The organism is Candidatus Rickettsia barbarica (assembly GCF_041477405.1).
GTDB classification, from domain to species: Bacteria; Pseudomonadota; Alphaproteobacteria; order Rickettsiales; family Rickettsiaceae; genus Rickettsia; species Rickettsia rickettsii.
In genome coordinates this window covers 132,985-149,578 of the sequence record NZ_JBEWYL010000003.1, presented here as the reverse complement: position 1 = coordinate 149,578, position 16,594 = coordinate 132,985, and the positions used below count along the sequence as shown (strand labels likewise).

Here is a 16,594-nt window from a genome sequence, read left to right as displayed (position 1 = left end):
GTTTTCTGGATACCGCGGTCAAGCCGCGGTATGACAATTTTTATCCTTTATAAAACAGCACTACTACAAAAGCTACAATAGTAACAATGCAAAATAATTGCACTATTATAATCAATGTATTACGTAATTTGTGATAACTTATATAATCTTCAATTACTACACGCATACCAAGCATCGCATGATACAACGAAATAACCACCGTAATTAACAAAGCTACTACATTAAAAGGCTTTTTAAGTTCCCACAACATAATAATATTTATATCATTATTTTTGTTGGTTAACGTAAAATATATTAGCCACACAGAACATAAAGCTAATATAATCCCCGTTACTCTTTGCAATAACCAATGATGCGAACCGCTTTTAGCAGAACCGCTATTTTTTGCTTTTACAATTTCTGCTTTAAAATCATATACCATTAATTTTCTCTATTATTTGTTTTAGCTTTTCGTCATTGTGAGGAAATTGCATAGCAATTGACGAAACAATCTCAGGCATTTGTTATTATTTCTGAGATTGCCACGTCGATGCTACGCATCTCCTCGCAATGACATTTTTAATTACTACACCCATAACAATACCGTTAATAATACAGATCCTACCACTACACACCAACCGGTGATATTAACCAATTTTATAGAAAAACCGTAACCGATATCCCAAAATAAATGCCGAATGCCATTACATAAATGATAAAACCAAGCGTAGCTAACAGCTACTAAGCATATTTTTATAATACAGCATTCAGCAAGCTGTAAATAATTATTGTCATATGTACTAAAAATCAACCACCACACCAAGATTGACACCGCAAAAAACAAAGCTACGCCGGTCATACGATACAAAATTGATAATGTAGAACTTATTTGCGGCTTATATATAGTTAAATGCGGTGAAGTTGGACGCTTATTATAAATTTCTTGTTTGGTTTTAGTCATATATTTCTAATAAATAAACAAAGGGTTATGTCATTCCCGCGGAAGCAGGAATCCAGTAATTAAAAAATACAAATATACTGAATTTTTAAAATTAAAAGCTCTCTTTTTTCTGGATTCCCGTTTTCACGGGAATGATATACTACACGTTTCAATCGGTCAACGACATCTATCTCTGCAACCAATGTCTTTCTACAGGCGATAAATCATCTGTCACTGCTCTCCTATCATCGAAGACAAAACATTCACCTTGCCATAAATTGTTATTGTTTTGTGTATCTTCTAGATATTGCAGTATTCCACCCTTTAAATGATATACCTCATCATAACCTATGCTTTTAAGTAAGCTGGTGGATTTTTCACACCTGATACCACCTGTACAAACCATAGCAATTTTCTTACCTTTGAGCAATTCTTGATTCTGCTGAACCCAAGCAGGAAATTGTTTAAATGTTTTGGTATTAGGATTAATTGCTGATTTAAATGTACCAACCTCTACTTCATAATCATTTCGAGTATCTATTACTATAACATCTTGTTTTGTGATAAATTCACCCCAATCTTTCGGCTCTATATATTCGCCTTTAAACAAATCAACATTTAAACCATCAACGTTCATTGCTACGCTCTCTTTCTTCAGTCTGACTTTCAATTTCTGAAAAAGATGAACATCACTATAATTTATTTTAACGTTAACATCTTTGGGACCGGTCAGCTTTATCAATTCTTCAAGTACAAGATTTACATTTTCATATGAACCTGAAAAAAAACCGTTAAAACCTTCATTAGCTAATAAAATAGTACCTCTAACATATTTTCTTTTACCTATAAGCAAAAGTTTCGGTATCAAATTCGCCGGTTCCTCTATATTAACAAAACTATATGCACTTAAAATTGCTATTTTTTCATTCATACATAAATTATTTAAGTATTATTTTTACATTCTATGTCATTCCCGTCTTCGCGGGAATGACATAGAAAACTACATAACCTGCAATGGTACGAACATATTACTACTCCCCATTTCAATCAAGAGCAAAATATTTTGCTTATCTGATTTTTTAGCATTTTCATATAATTCTTCTAGCTTACTTATATCGTCTATGCTTTTCTGATTAATATTGGTTATCACTATTCCCATTTTATCTTGAGGAATAGTATATTTTTGTCTTAGTTCTTCAGTCAAATTACCAAAAGTAATATTATTTTTAGTAATAGATAAATTATTTTCTTCTTTATTTGTTATTTCTTTCTTATTGGTCTCTTCTGTAGAATCTTTGGTAACCTCTTCATTATCCGAAGTAATTTTAATAGGTAACTCAAGCTCCTTTTTATCGCGAAGTATTTTTACTTTTACTTCCTGATCAATAGGAGCATCTGCAATAATTACACGTAATTTTTTAGTATTTTTAACCGGTATATCTGCAAACTCTATTATTATATCACCTGTTTTAATTCCCGCTTTATCACCTGGACCGTCTTCTTGTACTTTAGCTACTAACACCCCTCTAGTATTTTTAAGTCCTAGCCCTTCAGAAATTTCCTCGGTTAAATCTTGTATTGTTACTCCAAGGCGCCCTCTACTTACTTTTCCATCTTTCTTAAGACGTTCGATTATAGGCTTTGCAGTATTTGACGGTATTGCAAAACCGATACCTATATTAGTACCGAGCGGTGAAAAAATTGCCGTATTTACGCCGATTACTTTCTGATCCAAATTAAACATAGGACCACCGGAATTACCGTTATTAATTGCAGCATCCGTTTGAATAAAATTATCGACTATATTGTCCGTATCTATATCGATATCCCGCCCTTTAGAAGAAATAATACCACTTGTCACCGTACCACCTAGATTACCGAACGGATTACCGATCGCAATAACCCAATCTCCTACTCTTGCATCATTTGAATCTCCAAACTCAACAAAAGGTAGAGGTTCCTCGCTATCTATTTTTAAGAGAGCTAAATCGGTTTTAGTATCGTTACCTATTAATTTAGCCGATAATTCGGTATTATCTGCAAGTTTTATATTAATTTTATCAACATTTGCAATTACATGATAGTTTGTCACTATTAAGCCGTTAGGTTCAATAATAAATCCTGAACCAAGCGGGACACTTTTCGGAGTTTGATCAACCTCTTCCAAATTCAGCGGTATATTAAGCTTTTCTAAAAAATCATTAACTTTTTCTTGCAGAGGATCTTTCTCGGCGTTTTCCGATTTACTATTAACATATTCTATTGTTGAAATATTAACGACTGCAGGAATTAACGGTTCAACTATATCGGCAAAGCTATAACGAGCGGCTTCACTTACTTTTAAAGGAGCAGAATTTATTTCCGTAAATTTATTCTCTTCTTGAGCTGCTACTTTTAAAGACCTACTATTTTCTTTTGCTAGAACAACGTTACTTGATATTAAAACTATTATAACAATAACTATTTTCAGATTAACCATATACTCCAAGTAAATAAAAAGTAGATAGACTAGTATACTACTTAGTGAGATTTAGATATTTTAAAACTTCAGCATCCGGTGAAATTACAAAATTAGTATTCTCTTTCTTTAAAGAATTTTTATATACTAAAAGTGATCTATAAAATTTATAAAATTCCGGATCAACTGAATAAGCAGAATTATATATTTTTGCCGCCTTCTCATCGCCGTCACCTTTAATAATTTGTGCATCTCGATAAGCTTTAGCAAGTATTATTTTACTTTCTTTATCTGCTTTTGAACGAATACGCATGCTTTCTTCTTGTCCTTCCGCTCTAATTTGGGTTGCTTCTTTTTCACGTGCCGTTTGCATACGACGATAAATAGCCGCACTATTTTCTTTTGGTAAGTCTGCTCTTAAAATTCTAACATCTACAACATCAATACCGAAGCTTTTAGCTTCACCGTCCACTTGATTTAAGATATTTAACATTACATTACTACGTTCCTGACTTAAAAGGCTACTTAGCGAGATTTTACCTATCACCTTACGCATTGACGATTCAAGATTACGAGTCAGCCTAATTTTCACACCTTGATAATCATGTACCGTTTTATAAAACATTACGGGATTATTAATTTGGAATTTGGCGTAGGCATCAACAATAACTCGTTTACCGTCAGCAGCCGTTAATTCTTTTACCTCAACCTCAACATCTAAAAGACGCTTATCAAAAAATTCAACATTTTGAATAAACGGGATTTTAATATTCAGTCCTGGATTTTCTATAGTCCTAACTGCCTCACCAAACTGGAATACTACTGCAGATTGGCGTTGGTCAACTGAAAATAAGGAGCTAGAAATCAGTATCAGCCCAAAAACAATTGTAAAAATTATATAATAAATCTTTTGTTGCATTTAATATTCCTTGTTGTTTAGATGTCATTTGTGTATAGCGTGAAGAACACGCTTGATGTCATTCCCACTTTTGCGGGAATGACATAGCCCCCCTATGGTTTAATAGCCATGTGCGGCAGTAGTGCATTATTAATAATCGTTTTATTTGAACCGCCTAATATCTCTTCGACTACTTCTAAATATAATCTATCTCTAGTTACTTGCCTACCTGCAGCATATTGTTTATAAATAGCATTAAATCTTTGGCTATCACCTTCTGCTTTCGATATAACTTCTGCTCTATAACCTTCTGCTTCTTGTATAATCTTTGCAGCCGCTCCTCTAGCTTCCGGCAAAATCTTATTATTATAGGCTTGAGCTTGATTTATTTCTTTTTCTTTATCTGCTTTTGAAGTTTGCACGTCTCTATAAGCGTCTATTACTTCGGCAGGCGGCTCGGCTTTTAATAATTGTACTTTCTCAATCATAACGCCGGCATTATAACTATCCAATATCTTCTGTGCTAATTTCTCTATTTTATAAGTAATTTCCTGCTTTTGATCGGATAATACCCAAGAAATAGGAGTATTGCCTATGACTTCCCTAACGGCACTCTCGACTGTTGCTTTTACTGTTTCTGCAGGTCTTTGTACGTTAAAAATAAAATCTTCAAGATTATTAATATGCCACATTACATCACAATTTAAAGCAATGATATTTTCATCACCGGTGAGCATTATACTTTCACCGGCAATATTTTTAGTATTATCACCACCGCTACGCAGAGAGCTATTTGTACGATAACCAATCTCAATCCGACGTGATTGTTTAACTTTCTCAACTATTATCTTTTCAAAAGGTGCCGGTAAATGATAATTAAGCCCGGGGTAGCCCTTACGCACAAAACGCCCAAATCTTATTACCGCTGCTTCTTCGCCTTCTTTTATTTCATAAATACCCGAAGCGAGCCATAAAGCAACCACTGCAACAACAGCTAAAATTATTGTTTTAGCATTGAAATTAAACGGGAATTGAAATTGATCAAAATTAAATTGATTTTTACGCGGTCTTGTGAATATGTTATCTTCTTTATCAGAATCAAAATCTTTCCATGGGGATTTTTTTAAAATTGAGATATGTTTTTTATTAAGCATTTGCTTTATTGTTTTATTGTTTTATATTATTTTTAAAGATGAGATAATTATATATATTATAGTATATAACGTCAAGTTACGAGCTTAAACAGCTTTAAAAAGGAAATTTAATATGGCGAATTTACACCAACGACAAATTATAGATCAAATTCAGCATATTACCTTTAAAGACGGTACTTTTTTAAATGAAGTTATATCGGATATTATAATTAAAGGTAATAATATCGGTTTCTCAATAGATATATCAGGTAAAAACAAGTTAGAAGTCGAAGAAATTAGACTTAAGGCAATTAATAAACTTAACGAGATTTCGGAAGTAAATAAAATAACAATTGTTTTTACCGAAAGTAAACCGATGGAGAAAAAAGTTCAAAAACCAAAACATTTTGTAGAAAATGTAAAAAAAATTATCTTAGTAGCGTCAGGTAAAGGCGGAGTCGGAAAATCTACAATATCGGCTCTTATCGCTCAGCAGTTAAGTCTAGCAAATTACCGAGTCGGGATAGTAGATGCGGATATTTACGGTCCATCAATTCCGCATATATTCGGCATTAACGAAGTACCGCAAACGAAAGATGGACGAATAATACCGGTACTTGCTCAAACCATCGAAATTATATCTATAGGCTTCTTCGTTAAAGACCACTCAGCAATTATTTGGCGTGGTCCTATGGCGAGTAAGACTATTTATCAATTATTATCGGTAACAAAATGGGATAATTTAGATTATTTAATTATCGATATGCCGCCGGGAACAGGTGATATTCATTTAAGTATACTAGAAAATTATCATTTAGACGGCGTAATAATCGTAACTACACCACAAAAAATATCAGAAATAGACGTAATACGTTCTATAGATTTATATCAAAAACTAAATTTACCTATTTTGGGAATAATTGAGAATATGAGCTATATGCTTAAAAATAATAGTGGCGGACATTTATCACAAAAATATAATATACCACTAATCGCTCAAATTCCGATCACACCACAAATAGCCGAGGCTTGCGATAAATCACTACCTCTAACACACTTATTAACATTACCTTTAGAGAAGTATTTACAATGAAAATACACGTATTGGAGGATGATAGAACAGGCAACACCCATCAGGCTATTGCACTTGCTGAAAAATTAACGGAAGAATATACAACAATTAAGCTTGAATATAATTGCTTAGCTAAGCTACCGAACTTTTTACTAAAATATTATCCTATTCATATAAAAAGTGAGCTATTGCAGTATCTTTTGGATAAGTCCCCGCCTGATATGATAATTACCGCTGGAAGAAGAACGGCAGTACTAGCATTTTATTTAAAAAAGAACTTTAAAGATATCAAGTTAATACAAATAATGCAGCCTAATCTTCCTTACAATGCATTTGATGCCGTTATTCTGCCTTATCATGACCAACGTCATTACGAAGCCACAAAGTGGCTGAAGCAATCTCAGGGCTTTTTTACTAGATTGCTTCGTCAATACTTCGTATTTCCTCGCAATGACGACTTTAAAAACATCATCCCCATCAACGGAGCTATCAACAACGTAACTGAACAGTTCGCCGCAGCGAACTTGGAACTCCAAAAACATTATCCTAATCTTAAACAGTTTATTGCAGTGATAATCGGTGGGAATAATAAAAAATTTAATTTCCATGAAGATGAAGCAGTTTTATTTGCTTCATTATTAAATAAAATATATACTAATCAAAAAATACCCTTTTTCATTAGTTTTAGTAGACGTACACCACACACTGTAAAATCAATTATTAAAAATAATATGCCGTCCTCCACAATTATTTATTACCCGAACGAAGACGCAGGCTATAATCCTTATATAGCTATGCTCTCCAAGGCAAAATATATAATCTCTACGGCCGACTCAATCTCAATGTGCAGTGAAGCAGCTTCAAGCGGCAAGCCTCTTTATATATTCTGCCCACCAAACTTTAATTCGTCAAAACATAAGATTTTTATAAAGCAGTTAGTAGAACAGAAGATAGCAAGAATTTTTGATAAGTCGGCTATTGCTCTAGAAGAATATAGCTACAAACCCCTAAATGAAGCAGAAAGAGTAGCTGAAATTATTAAATCTTTAATCAAAAACTGGTAATTATATGGATAAATATATACAATCATATATATTCATTAATAAGCTAAAATCTTTACCGTTTGTCAACGAAATATGGCTTTTTGGTTTCTCGTGCTAGAGGGGATAACGATGAGCATTCTGTATCTGCCCTAATATTCCAAAATCAAGAATGGCTAGCAGTTATTTCTATTATAGAGAATGCCGACACGCTTTTAAAAATAGATTGTGTAAGGTTTGAAAGTACTAAAATAAGCTCTGAACTTTATAAAAATATATTAAAAGAAAAAAAATTATATATGTCAAAAATAAACCTTAAACTTGAAAAATTTCGTAAAGCTTTTATGACGCTTAAAGATATTTATTTAAAACCGACAACAGAAGATAGGGCGGCTTATATTGATGCTACTATACAAAGATTTGAATTTACTTTTGAACTCGCTTGGAAGTTTTTAAAAGAATATTTTTCTCAAAAAGGCACATTTCTTCACTATCCTAAAGAAGTAATAAAGGAAGCTTTTGTTGCCGGTATTATAAATGATGAGAGTTTATGGATTTATATGCTTACTGATCGTAGTAATATGATATCTTATACTTACGATAAAAAGCTTGCTGATGAAATATATAACCGAATAAGAAATTATGTTCCTGAACTTAAGAAATTATTAAATATCATTGACTTAAAGATTTAATAATACCCTGCAGAGTTTGGACTTCAGGGGAAGAGAGACTATTTATACGTGTAAATATATTAGTGATATTGTGTTGCATAGCAGTTTTTTTGTCGGGAGCCTTGAAGAATCCAGCTTTATCGAGTTTGCCGAATAAATTTACTAAAAAATGCTCTATTGCTTCTTTAGTAGCTAATTTTTGAATTTATGTACATCCTCTCTGGGCGTAGAATTACGCAACAACTCATAGCATATAATAATAACCGCTTGAGCAATGTTTAATGAGCTAAATTCGGTTGTATTAATAGTGATAATCTTATTAGCAAATGCGATTTCTTCGTTGCTAAGCCCATTATTTTCCCGTCCGAATATTATCCCGACTTTTTCAGAATTTGGATAATCTAAAGGTCAATTTTGTGAAAATACATAATCTTTATTCATAGCCCTTTTAATGCAAGTAGTAGCATATAAATATTCAAGGTCTTTAATGCTATCCTCTAGGCTATCAAAAATTTTTGCATGATCTATAATATTAACCGCTCCGACTGCATTACTACGTGCTTGCTCATTAGGCCCGCCGTCTCTTGGAGCCACGATTCTAAGCTCATTTAAGCCAAAATTCTTCATTGCTCTTGCAGTAGCACCGATATTCGCACCCATTTGCGGGGCAACTAATATTATTATTGGATTCATCTTAATAATTTTTTGTAACTAAGCAGGTATAGGCAATCGCTACGGCGTCAGCTTCATCAGAATTGGTAATTAAGGCAGTGCCAGACAGCAAAAGCTTTATCATATGCAACATTTGGTCTTTCTCTGCATGCCCATATCCTGTTACGGTTTTTTTTACCGTATTTGGCTTAAACTCTCGCATGTCCAAATTATATCTACCGATCAGCGACATTATCGCCCCTCTAGCATATCCAAGCTTTAAAGAAGTCACGCTATTAGTATTAACAAATGTTTCTTCAATCGCTGCCATATTTGGTTGATATTCTAATATTACTTTTTCTAATGTACTATTAATAAAAGCAAGTCTATGATGAATTGCATCCTTACTATTTGTTCTAATAATACCACTAGCTAAATATTTCAACTGTGCGGTCTCCTTTGCCACTACTGCCCATCCAAGACTCCCAAGTGCCGGATCAATCCCAAGTATTATCATGATTATTTAATGTTATTTTTATTGGCATTATTATATGGCTTTTATGTCATTCCCGCTTTCGGGGGAATGACATCGAAAACGATCCAACAAAACCTGTCAAGCCACAGGGTGACAGCTTTATATCTTCATATACTGATAAAATTCTTGATTATTCTCCCACAGCTCACGCACCTTAACGAATAAAAATAAATGAACAGGAAATCCAAAAAATCTCTCCATTTGCATTCGGGATTTTGCTCCTATTGCTTTGATTTTAGAGCCATTTTTACCGAGTATTATAGTTTTATAGCTCTCTCTTGAAACTACTATAACTTGATTAATCTTTACGGATTTGTCTTTAAGATCTTCCCATTTTTCGGTTTGTACAGTTAATTTATAAGGGAGTTCTTTCTGCAAATTTAAAAATAACTGCTCTCTTGTAATTTCTGCTGCAATAAAACGCATAGGTAAATCCGTTATGTCGTCTTCCGCATAAAGCCAAGGAGAAATTTTGGCCTTACTTGTTATATATTCAAGTAATCCATCAATATTTTTGCCTGATAAAGCAGATATAGGAAAAAGCAAGCTATCAGGATGATTTTCTGTTAAAAAAGCTTTAATGTCATTTAGATATTTTGATTCGATGTCTATTTTGTTCAATAAAAATATCGGAACAATATTAAGTGAGCGAAGCTTATCTACAATATTATGCGTTATATCATCCAACGACTTTAGACTATCAATAATTAACAGAACTAAATCCGCACTATGCAAACTAGACCACGCACATCTTACCATTGCTTTCTCTAAGCGCCCTTTCGGCTCAAATATACCGGGCGTATCGTATAAAATTACCTGTGTATCTTTTAAGGTAATAATACCGGTAATAATTGACCTAGTAGTTTGAACTTTTGGGGTAACAATTGAAAGCTTCTCACCGATTATTCTGTTTAATAAAGTTGATTTTCCGCTATTAGGTCGCCCGATTATACAAACCGATACCGTTTTCTGATTAGACATCTTCCCAAACTGCACTTCTAGAGGTAATTGAGACGTCGATCCAGTACTCACATCCTCGCGTACTGCGGCGGCAAGTGCTTCCGTGTCTCCTTTAAATTCCTCTCTATAAGCGAATTTGGCAAGATGTCTATTAGTCATTTTTAAGTCTATGCAATAAGCTGCGTGCTGCGTTTTTCTCTGCTTCTTTTATTGCGTGACCAGTGCCTGTTTGTTCATAATCTTTTACTTTTACAAGAACCGTAAAAGTCGATGAATGGGAGGCTCCTTCGCTTTTTATCAGACGATATATAGGTAGGTGATGATCACTAGCTTGAGCCCATTCTTGTAAAGCAGTTTTTGGGTCATAATCCGTTAAATTCTGAACTTTTATAAATTCTGCCCATAACTTCTCGATAATATCATGGGTTGTTTCAATATTGCTATCAAGATATATAGCTGCAATTAAAGCTTCCGTGGCATTTTCTATATTATTAAGATTATCACGCCCGCCTGCTACTTCTTCGCCATGAGTCATAATTATATAATTTTTTAAAGTAAGTTTAGCTCCAACCATGCATATTGTTTCTTTGCAAACCAAATATGATCTAATTTTAGCTAAATTCCCCTCATTATAATTTGCAAAATTTCTAAATAAAATTTCTGTGATTACTAAATTTAATACAGCATCACCTAGAAATTCTAATCGTTCATAATCTTTATTATCCTTGTACTCGTGATGTTGCCTTAAAGACGGGTGACTCAACGCCTCTATTAAAAGCTCTTTATTTTTGAAACTATAGCTAAGTAGCTTTTCTAACTTCTCAAATGATTCCATTACGCATCCGTGTTATAAAGATTTCTGAAAATTCGATTTAACCTAACAGATTCAATCCATGACTTTAACTTTAGTACTAGATTAATAACTCCTATATCATTATCCCACCAAGTTATTTTTGTTGAGAACCAAATAAATTGTGCTTTAGCAATAAAATTTTCAAACGGTACAAATCCAAGATTTACTCTACTATCATTTGACTGATCTCTATTATCCCCTAAAAAGAAATATTGCCCTTCAGGTACATAAAAAACATCCGTATTACCGTATCTATCATTATATATAACGCCATAAATAGGAGCAAGCTTATAAGAAAAATATGTTCTACCGTTTGGCAGTGTTTCTTTAAACTTTAAATATTTTATTCCCTCTTCGCTTATATAAGTTCCAACTTCCGTGCGTTCTATTTTTTTGTCGTTAATATATATTACGTCATCAATCAATTGAATTTTATCACCGGGTAGCCCTATTAAACGCTTTATATATCTAACACTCATATCGTTAGGCGGACGAAAAACTACAATATCGCCACGATCCGGTTCACGAGCAAATATGCGCCCTTTAAAAAGAGGAATAAAATCAAAAAAAGATAAAGAATAATTACTATAACCATAACTATATTTCGTAGAAAATATATAATCATTCTCAAGTAGGGTTGCTTTCATAGACCCGGTCGGCACGGTAAACGGCTCCATAATAAGTATTCTAATAAGTAAAGCGATACATATTACAAAAGCAAAAGACCCCCACTCTTGCTTAGCTGTTTTATTAGTGTTTGATTTTGTATTATCTGTTTGCATAATCTCTTAATTATTTATAAATTGGAATCGTCATTGCGAGGAAATTACAAAGTAATTGACGAAATAATCTCAGGAGTTTGTTATTATTTCATGAGATTACCACGCTCCTTTCTCCTTTCAGTCGCTCGCAATGACGGCTTAGTATCCACGCAGGCAATATCTCCTCACAATGACGATAAAAAGTCAAACCACACTATCACTCTTTATCCTTGCCTCAATCTCGCTTCTAAAATGGCGTATCAGCCCTTGAATCGGCCAAGCTGCTGCATCACCTAAAGCACAGATAGTATGCCCCTCTATTTCTTTCGTAACGTTAAGGAGTTCGTCTATCTCAGATTTTTTGACATTACCTTTAACTAGTCGCATCATAACTCGCCACATCCAGCCCGTACCCTCACGGCAAGGAGTACATTGCCCGCAAGATTCATGCATGTAAAATTTACTAAGCCTTGCTATTGCATAAATAATATCGGTAGATTGATCCATAACTATAATACCTCCTGTACCAAGTCCAGAACCTGCTGTTCTTAAACTATCAAAATCCATATCCACTTCACATAATGACTTAGGAAGTAAAGGCACGGAAGAACCGCCCGGGATTATGGCTTTAAGATTATCCCATCCACCACGAACACCACCCGCATATTTCTCAATCAATTCTTTTAACGAAACACCCATTGCTTCCTCAACATTACAAGGCTTGTTAACATGCCCTGATATGCAGAAAATCTTAGTGCCCGTATTGTTAGGTTTACCTATACCAGCAAACCAGCTAGCTCCTCGTCTTAAAATGGTTGGCACTACTGCGATAGACTCAACATTATTTATAGTAGTCGGACAGCCATATAACCCAAAGCCGGCAGGAAAAGGCGGCTTTAAACGAGGCATACCTTTTTTGCCTTCTAAGCTTTCAAGCAATGCCGTTTCTTCGCCACAAATATAAGCACCCGCCCCACGATGTAAATAAATATTACAATCAAAGCCCGAACCGCAAGAATTCTTTCCTATTAACCCTTCTTTATAGGCTTCATCTAAGGCACGCTGAATATTAGAGGCTTCATTATAAAACTCACCTCTAATATAGATATAACAATTATTCGCTCCTATAGCAAAGCTTGCAAGCAAGCAACCTTCTATTAATTTGTGCGGCTCAAACCTTAATATATCACGATCCTTACAAGTACCAGGCTCAGACTCGTCGGCATTTACTACTAAATAGCAAGACTTCTCTAAATTTTTAGGCATAAATGACCATTTCATACCGGTAGAAAATCCAGCACCTCCTCGCCCTCTAAGCCCTGATTTCTTAACCTCTTCAACGATGAAATCTCTACCTTTATCAAGCAAAGCTTTAGTATTCTCCCAATCGCCTCGCTTCTTGCTAGATTTCAAATCATGGCTTTGCTGCCCATACAGGTTAGTAAAAATTTTGTCTTCTTCTTTTAGCATAAACTATTCTCGTTATGGCTTAAAAACGTCATTGCGAGGAAAAATTGAAAATTTTGACGAAGCAACCTCGTGCCAAAATCCTGAGATTGTCATGCAGGCTATGGCCACTCGCAATGACAATAAAGCCGGCCCAAGCAACAATGCCTGCTCGCAATGATGATTCTTTACCTTTCTATTACTTTTTTATTAAACTTCCTATTAACAAACATTGTAAGTATCGGAGCAGAGATAAAAATTGAGGAATAAGTACCGGCTATTATCCCAAAAAATACAAGTACGCTAAAACTACGGATTGCCTCACCGCCAAAAAGAATAAGGGCTAAATTGGCAAGTAACGTGGTAATGACAGTTAAAATAGTTCTTGATAAAGTCTCATTAATACTTAAATTTATAATTTCCGTGATATTTTTTTTATGATATTTACGTAAATTTTCTCTAATCCTATCATATATTACTACCGAATCATTAACGGAATAACCTATAATAGTTAACACTGCAGCAATAGTACTTAAGTTAAAATCAAGCTTTGTCATACTCATAAACCCAAGAGCGAGTATTACGTCATGCACTAAGGCGATAAGTATACCAAGACCAAAATACCACTCAAAACGCACCCAAATATAAACCATAATCGCTAAGAAAGAGAATAGCATCGCCATAGCCCCCGCTTCTATTAGCTGCCTACCGACTTGCGGACCTACAAAATCTACCTTACGATATTCAAACTTATACGGAAAATTACTTTGCAAAAATCCTTTAATTAACTCAATATTTTTCATGAGATTTTCTTCACTACTACTACCGAATCTAATCGATAAATCACGCTCACTACCGAAATTCTGTAAGACCACCTCACCTATTCCAAGCTTGCCTAGAACCCCACGCATTTTTGGCAAATCAGGAGCTTGATCAAGCCTTACTTCAATAACTATACCGCCGGCAAAATCAATACCGAAATTAAATTTATATATACCGATCCAAATAAAGCTAATGAGTGATAAAATAATTGAGAAAGTGTAACTAACTTTTTTAAAATTCATAAAATCAAAATCGATTTTATTAGGTAAAAGTCTTAAAGGATAAATTTGCATTATTATATATTTTGTTGAATAAGGATTATATTTGTATTATATAGTAAATTCAAAAAGGTTAAATGATTTTTTATGTCAGAAGTAGTAGTAAAAGAACAATTAGAGCAATATATAAGCAAAATAGAAAGATTAGAACAAGAAAAAGCTGATTTATCTCAAGAAGTAAAAGATATCTTCCAAGATGCTTCTTCACATGGATTTGATGTTAAAACTATGAAATCTATATTGAAACTAAAGAAATTGGATAAAGATAAACTTGCCGAGCAGGACGCTATGCTTGAGCTTTATAGAGATACTTTAGGGATTTGAGGCATACATCATTGCGAAGAAATTACGAAGTAATCTAAGGAGTTTGTTATTATTTCATGAGATTGCCATGCAGCCTACGGCTGCTTGCAATGATGTATTTAGTATTCACGTAGCAATGCACTCTTTCGCAGTAATGACATAAGAGATACAAATATATTTAAGCTTTTGCTGCCTTAGTTTTAGCAATAGGGATATGTCTCTCTTTAATTCTAGCCGACTTACCGCTTCTATTTCTTAAATAATAAAGTTTAGCACGACGAACTACTCCGTATTTTACTACATCAATAGAGTGTACTATCGGCGAGTAAGTCATAAAGCGTCTTTCGACTCCTTCACCGTGGCTAATTTTACGTACTAAGAAAGATGAAGTAATACCACGATTTCTTTTTGCGATAACTACACCTTCATAAGCTTGAAATCTTTCCGTTAATTTTTCCTTACCGTCTTTCTCAATCGATCTATCAATAATTTTAACAGTTACCTTAACTGTATCGCCGGCTTCAAAATCAGGAATTTTTTTATTTGCAATACGCTTTGAAATATTTTCCTGTTCAAAGCGGTCAATAATATTCATTTTTTAACTCCTTAACTCTATAAATCTTTAAGTAACTCCGGACGGCGTAATTTAGTAATCATATGTGATTGCTCTTTTTTCCATTCATTAATTAGCCTGTGGTTACCGGATAACAAAACACTCGGTACAGCTCGATCACGCCAAATTTCAGGTCTTGTATATAGGCTGCATTCAAGCCTGCCCTTAAATTCCCCGTCTTCTTCAAAAGACTCAGAAGATAAGGTATTTTGGTTCATTAAAACACCTGGCAGTAGTCTAATTAAGCAATCGAGAATGGTGAGGGTAGGTATTTCTCCGCCGGATAAAATGTAGTCGCCTACACTAATTTCTTTAACATTATACTCTTCAATTACACGTTCGTCAATCCCTTCGTAACGTCCACATAAGAATATGAGGTTTTTATTTTTTAACATCTCTTTAGCAAAGCTTTGGGTAAAGACTCTACCGCGAGGTGAAGGATAGTACATTTCAGCATTAGGATTTAAAGCAAGAGCATGATCTATGCTACTGCCTAGAACATCAGGACGCATTATAAGCCCGTTACCACCGCCATAAGCCTCATCATCAATATTTTTATGCTTAGTTAAACCGAAATCTCGAATATTAATAACGTCATATGACCAAATATTTTTATTTAGTGCTTGTCCTGCTAAAGAATGTCCTAGAGTTCCAGGAAACATTTCAGGAAAAACGGTTAAGATTGTGGCATGAAGTATAGACATACGTTTAAAATAGTAGACAGTACCAATTAACGCAATAAAATTATAATTTAATTATTTATCCCACCCACCTGTCCTATAATCTTCTTTTCTTTGTTTTTTAGCAGCAGCTGTTGTACCACTCCTAAATGCTTCAGCTTTTTGTTGATGCGTTTTATGAGCTTGATCACTTTGAAATTTTTGAAATTCTGCTTTCTTAGCAGCTTCTATATTAATGGACTTGTTATTTTCTCTAAGCGTCTCATAGCATCTTTATCTAAACTAATACCTGCTTCTTTTGCTTGCTGCTTTATTTTTAATTCTGTCTTATAACCTGCTGCTGCGTTTTTAGCTATAACTTGCCTCTGCATCAACCCACTTTGCTAGAATCTTTCTTCATTGCATCATTATATGGATTTATCTTATTATTTTTAATATCCTTTATTTGTTTTTCTGCTTTCTTTTTATCAAAAAATCTTCTGGCATAACTTCCCCCAAAAT

Annotated in this window: 19 protein-coding genes and 1 pseudogene; 4 read left to right on the top strand and 16 right to left on the bottom strand. The window is 34.0% G+C overall.

From position 1 onward, the window contains the following. Positions 1 to 40: 40 nt before the first annotated feature. The 6 genes from sdhD to hflK all read right to left on the bottom strand — a co-directional run bounded on the left by sdhD (position 41) and on the right by hflK (position 5,429). Positions 41 to 421, bottom strand: a complete 381-nt coding sequence (sdhD, locus tag ABVF33_RS05410; protein ID WP_004996650.1) for a succinate dehydrogenase, hydrophobic membrane anchor protein — start codon at positions 419 to 421, stop codon at positions 41 to 43. Positions 422 to 565: 144 nt separating this feature from the next. Next, on the bottom strand, positions 566 to 940 hold the full coding sequence (gene sdhC / locus ABVF33_RS05405) for a succinate dehydrogenase, cytochrome b556 subunit (protein WP_499706561.1): 375 nt from the start codon (positions 938 to 940) through the stop codon (positions 566 to 568). A 166-nt stretch (positions 941 to 1,106) separates the two neighbouring features. After that, positions 1,107 to 1,850: an oxygen-dependent tRNA uridine(34) hydroxylase TrhO gene (trhO, locus tag ABVF33_RS05400; RefSeq protein WP_499706560.1), complete on the bottom strand. Its 744-nt coding sequence runs from the start codon at positions 1,848 to 1,850 to the stop codon at positions 1,107 to 1,109. A 69-nt stretch (positions 1,851 to 1,919) separates the two neighbouring features. Further along, on the bottom strand, positions 1,920 to 3,398 hold the full coding sequence (locus tag ABVF33_RS05395; protein ID WP_499706559.1) for a Do family serine endopeptidase: 1,479 nt from the start codon (positions 3,396 to 3,398) through the stop codon (positions 1,920 to 1,922). A gap of 37 nt (positions 3,399 to 3,435) precedes the next feature. Next, positions 3,436 to 4,296, bottom strand: a complete 861-nt coding sequence (hflC, locus tag ABVF33_RS05390) for a protease modulator HflC (protein ID WP_499706558.1) — start codon at positions 4,294 to 4,296, stop codon at positions 3,436 to 3,438. A gap of 92 nt (positions 4,297 to 4,388) precedes the next feature. Continuing rightward, positions 4,389 to 5,429 carry an FtsH protease activity modulator HflK gene (gene hflK, locus ABVF33_RS05385; protein ID WP_499706557.1) on the bottom strand — a complete coding sequence of 347 codons (1,041 nt, stop codon included), beginning with the start codon at positions 5,427 to 5,429 and terminating at the stop codon, positions 4,389 to 4,391. A gap of 112 nt (positions 5,430 to 5,541) precedes the next feature. Here hflK and ABVF33_RS05380 point away from each other — a divergent pair, with 112 nt between their 5' ends. Genes ABVF33_RS05380 through ABVF33_RS05370 form a run of 3 tightly spaced genes read left to right on the top strand, consistent with a single transcriptional unit; the run spans position 5,542 to position 8,212 of the window. Further along, the gene (locus ABVF33_RS05380; protein WP_499706556.1) at positions 5,542 to 6,501 is read left to right on the top strand and encodes an Mrp/NBP35 family ATP-binding protein; all 960 of its coding nucleotides are present in this window, start codon (positions 5,542 to 5,544) and stop codon (positions 6,499 to 6,501) included. After that, entirely contained in the window at positions 6,498 to 7,544 is a 1,047-nt protein-coding gene (locus ABVF33_RS05375) for a mitochondrial fission ELM1 family protein (RefSeq protein WP_499706555.1), read from the top strand. The genes ABVF33_RS05380 and ABVF33_RS05375 overlap by 4 nt, the downstream gene beginning before the upstream one ends. A 59-nt stretch (positions 7,545 to 7,603) precedes the next feature. Continuing rightward, positions 7,604 to 8,212 carry a nucleotidyltransferase substrate binding protein gene (locus ABVF33_RS05370; RefSeq protein ID WP_499706554.1) on the top strand — a complete coding sequence of 203 codons (609 nt, stop codon included), beginning with the start codon at positions 7,604 to 7,606 and terminating at the stop codon, positions 8,210 to 8,212. On the opposite strand, the pseudogene ABVF33_RS05365 reads toward ABVF33_RS05370, so the two are convergent. The 7 genes and pseudogenes from ABVF33_RS05365 to secF form a co-directional block, all read right to left on the bottom strand. Continuing rightward, positions 8,193 to 8,884, bottom strand: a pseudogene (locus tag ABVF33_RS05365) (RNA methyltransferase). The gene ABVF33_RS05370 and the pseudogene ABVF33_RS05365 overlap by 20 nt on opposite strands. 1 nt (position 8,885) lies before the next feature. Next, positions 8,886 to 9,359, bottom strand: coding sequence for a crossover junction endodeoxyribonuclease RuvC (gene ruvC, locus ABVF33_RS05360; RefSeq protein WP_004996663.1), 474 nt, complete (start codon positions 9,357 to 9,359; stop codon positions 8,886 to 8,888). Positions 9,360 to 9,476: 117 nt separating this feature from the next. After that, positions 9,477 to 10,496: a GTPase Era gene (gene era, locus ABVF33_RS05355; protein WP_499706553.1), complete on the bottom strand. Its 1,020-nt coding sequence runs from the start codon at positions 10,494 to 10,496 to the stop codon at positions 9,477 to 9,479. Next, positions 10,489 to 11,172: a ribonuclease III gene (gene rnc, locus ABVF33_RS05350; RefSeq protein WP_499706552.1), complete on the bottom strand. Its 684-nt coding sequence runs from the start codon at positions 11,170 to 11,172 to the stop codon at positions 10,489 to 10,491. Before rnc ends, era begins: the two co-directional genes overlap by 8 nt. Further along, entirely contained in the window at positions 11,172 to 11,972 is an 801-nt protein-coding gene (gene lepB, locus ABVF33_RS05345) for a signal peptidase I (RefSeq protein ID WP_499706551.1), read from the bottom strand. Before lepB ends, rnc begins: the two co-directional genes overlap by 1 nt. 183 nt (positions 11,973 to 12,155) lie before the next feature. Then, positions 12,156 to 13,421 carry an NADH-quinone oxidoreductase subunit NuoF gene (nuoF, locus tag ABVF33_RS05340; protein ID WP_499706550.1) on the bottom strand — a complete coding sequence of 422 codons (1,266 nt, stop codon included), beginning with the start codon at positions 13,419 to 13,421 and terminating at the stop codon, positions 12,156 to 12,158. Between the two features lie 164 nt (positions 13,422 to 13,585). Continuing rightward, positions 13,586 to 14,512, bottom strand: coding sequence for a protein translocase subunit SecF (gene secF, locus ABVF33_RS05335; protein ID WP_010976830.1), 927 nt, complete (start codon positions 14,510 to 14,512; stop codon positions 13,586 to 13,588). Positions 14,513 to 14,584: 72 nt separating this feature from the next. Between secF and ABVF33_RS05330 the strand changes: the two genes are divergently transcribed. Further along, on the top strand, positions 14,585 to 14,821 hold the full coding sequence (locus ABVF33_RS05330) for a DUF2312 domain-containing protein (RefSeq protein ID WP_499706549.1): 237 nt from the start codon (positions 14,585 to 14,587) through the stop codon (positions 14,819 to 14,821). 157 nt (positions 14,822 to 14,978) lie between these two features. On the opposite strand, the gene rplS is transcribed toward ABVF33_RS05330, so the two are convergent. From rplS to ABVF33_RS05315, 3 genes are all read right to left on the bottom strand, one after another. After that, positions 14,979 to 15,395: a 50S ribosomal protein L19 gene (gene rplS / locus ABVF33_RS05325; protein ID WP_499706548.1), complete on the bottom strand. Its 417-nt coding sequence runs from the start codon at positions 15,393 to 15,395 to the stop codon at positions 14,979 to 14,981. A gap of 17 nt (positions 15,396 to 15,412) precedes the next feature. Then, positions 15,413 to 16,117: a tRNA (guanosine(37)-N1)-methyltransferase TrmD gene (gene trmD / locus ABVF33_RS05320; protein WP_499706547.1), complete on the bottom strand. Its 705-nt coding sequence runs from the start codon at positions 16,115 to 16,117 to the stop codon at positions 15,413 to 15,415. 203 nt (positions 16,118 to 16,320) lie between these two features. Next, positions 16,321 to 16,464 carry a hypothetical protein gene (locus ABVF33_RS05315; RefSeq protein ID WP_499706546.1) on the bottom strand — a complete coding sequence of 48 codons (144 nt, stop codon included), beginning with the start codon at positions 16,462 to 16,464 and terminating at the stop codon, positions 16,321 to 16,323. Positions 16,465 to 16,594: the final 130 nt, after the last annotated feature.